The sequence below is a fragment of the Frankia gtarii genome, assembly GCF_025403375.1.
Classification (GTDB): domain Bacteria; phylum Actinomycetota; class Actinomycetes; order Frankiales; family Frankiaceae; genus Frankia; species Frankia gtarii.
In genome coordinates, this window is record NZ_JAMPTM010000464.1 from 1 (window position 1) to 2,649 (window position 2,649).

The 2,649-nt window shown below is 73.1% G+C and carries 2 protein-coding genes; both read right to left on the bottom strand.

Annotated features, from left to right (window positions below):
* Positions 1-39: 39 nt before the first annotated feature.
* Complete coding sequence (locus NBZ83_RS31425) at positions 40-1,155, bottom strand: AAA family ATPase (protein ID WP_261566337.1); 1,116 nt, start codon at positions 1,153-1,155, stop codon at positions 40-42.
* A 100-nt stretch (positions 1,156-1,255) separates the two neighbouring features.
* Positions 1,256-2,649: phytoene desaturase family protein (crtI, locus tag NBZ83_RS31430; RefSeq protein WP_261576434.1), on the bottom strand; the 1,394-nt coding region annotated here is incomplete at its 5' end.

The window sequence follows — 2,649 nt, forward strand, 5'->3', positions numbered from 1 at the left end:
GGGTGGCGGCGGCCGGGCCGGGGCGGCCCGGGTCCGGCGTCATGACAGGGGACCCCGGTCGAGGTACTCGGGGAAGCCTGAGCGCGGGTTGGTGCCCCAGCCGCCGGTGTTCGGCCCGATGAGCCCGGTGGGGTAGGGGGCCTGCTGGCGCGGCGCCACCTGCGGTTGCGGGACGATCTCCAGGATGCGGGCGGCGATCGCGTCCGTGGTCAGCCCCTCGGCCAGTGCCTCGTAGGACAGCACCAGCCGGTGGGGCAGCACGTCGAGGGCGACGGCGACCACGTCGTCCGGCACGGCGTAGTCGCGCCCGCGCAGCAGCGCGAGCGCCCTGGCGGCGGCGACCAGGCCGAGGGAGGCGCGCGGCGAGGCGCCATAGGCGAGGTGGCCGGCCAGCTCCGGCAGCCCGGCCTCGGCCGGCGCCCGGGTGGCGAGCACGAGGCGCACCGCGAACTCGATGATGGCGTGGTGGACGAACACGGTGTCGGCCCGCTCCTGCAGCCGCTCCAGCACCCGCGGGCCGAGAACCCGCTCGGGCACCGGGGGTGACACGCCCATCCGCCGGACGATCTCCAGCTCCTCGGCCGGGCTGGGATAGGGCACGTTGACCTTCATGAGGAACCGGTCGCGCTGGGCCTCGGGCAGCGGGTAGACGCCCTCGGACTCGATCGGGTTCTGCGTGGCCAGCACCAGGAACGGCCGGGGGAGCCGGTGGGTGGCCCCGCCGAGGGAGACCTGCTTTTCCGACATGACCTCCAGCAGCGCCGACTGCACCTTCGCGGGCGCCCGGTTGATTTCGTCGGCCAGCACGAAGTTCGCGAAGACCGGCCCGAGCTCGACGTCGAACGCCTCCTGGCTGGCCCGGTAGATGCGGGCGCCCACGATGTCCGAGGGAACCAGGTCGTTGGTGAACTGGATCCGGACGAACGAGCCGCCGACCACGGTGGCCAGGGTCTGCACCGCCAGCGTCTTGGCCACCCCGGGCACGCCCTCGAGCAGGCAGTGCCCGCGGGCCAGCAGCGCGACGAGCATGCGTTCGACCATGCGGTCCTGCCCGACGATTACCTTCTTGATCTCGAACAGGGCGCGCTCGAGCAACGCCGCGTCCGAGGTGGTGTCCGGGGCGGCGAGGCCGGCCGGGCTCTGCCCATCGTCCATGGGCGGTATTCTCCCAGCCCCAAGGCGGAATGGGGCGCCAAAGGACTCGGCACGGCTCGGTCGCAAGCGTCTTCTAAGCCCCTTTTCAGGAACTTTCCGTTCAGGTCGGCGGCCCGGAACGCAGCGCACGCGAGCGGTAACCGCGATCGGCGCCGAGGATCCGCTCCGCCGCCAGCCGTCCCGAGATGAGCACCATCGGCACGCCGACACCGGGCCGGGTGCCGCTGCCGGCGAACACCACGTTCGCCAGCCCCGGCGCCATGTTCGCCGGGCGGAACGGGCCGGTCTGGCGGAAGGTGTGGGCGGCGGCGAACGGCGCGCCCGCTGCCATCCCGCGAGCCCGCCAGTCGGCCGGGGTGGTCACCTGCTCCACCTCGATGGCGTCGCCGAACCCGGCGTAGCCGCGTCGCTCACAGGTGGCGACGACCTCGTCGCGGTAGCGCGAGCGCAGCACCGACCAGTCCAGCGGCGCGGTGAGGTTCGGCGTCGGGAAGAGCACGTAGTAGGCGTGCCCGCCGGCCGGTGCCATCGCCGGTTCGCTGTGCGACGGCGTGGAGACGAGGAACGACGGGTCGCTCATCAGCTCGCCGCGGTCGATGATCTCGGTGAACGTCCGCCGCCAGGCCTGGCCGAAATGGATGGTGTGGTGCGCGGTGTGCGGGTACTGCACCCGCGCGCCGGCCAGCAGCAGGAAGCACGACGGCGAGTAGCGCAGCCGGCGCAACCGGGCCGGCGCCGCTGCCGGCGGCAGCAGCTCGGCGTAGGAGATCGGCAGGTCCGGATTGAGGACCACCACGTCCGCGCCGATGCGCTCGCCGGCGGCGGTGTGCACCGCCACCGCCCGACCGCCACGTACCTCCACCCGGCTCACCGTCGTCTCGTAGCGCACCGTCACCCCGTGCTTGACCGCCGCGGCGGCCATCGCCTCGGCGACGGCGTGCATGCCGCCGGTCGGGTGATAAACCCCGGCGACGGAGTCCATGTACGAGATGACGGCATAGAGGGCGAGGGCGTCGTGCGGGGCGAGCCCGGCATACATCGCCTGGAAGGAGAACATCCGCCGGGTCCGCGGGTCGCGCAGGTGGTGGCCGACGACCGCGTCGAGCCGGCGGAAACCGCCCAGCGCCGCGAGCCGGGCGAGCTGCGGGCGCAGCAGTGACAGCGGCGAGTCCACCTGGGCGTCGATGAAGTGCCGCAGCTGCGCGCGGAACATCTCCGTGACCAGGGTGACGAACCGCTCGAAGCCGGCGGCCTCCGCCGGGCCGCACAGCGCCCGGATCTCCGCCGCGGTGTCGGCCGGGTCGGCGCGGACGTCCAGTGACGAACCGTCGGCGAAGAACCCCCGGTACATCGGGTCGAGGCGGGTCAGCGTCAGCCAGCGGTCGAGATCCTCGCCGACGCAGTCCAAGGCGTCCGCGAGCAGCTCGGGCATGGTGAGCACGGTCGGGCCGGTGTCGAACCGGTAACCGCCGAGGGTGAGCAGCCCCGCCCGCC

What these genes read in the sequence shown, in the direction of transcription:
- NBZ83_RS31425 (WP_261566337.1), bottom strand. Translation starts at nt 1,155, where the DNA reads ATGGACGATGGGCAGAGCCCGGCCGGCCTCGCCGCCCCGGACACCACC.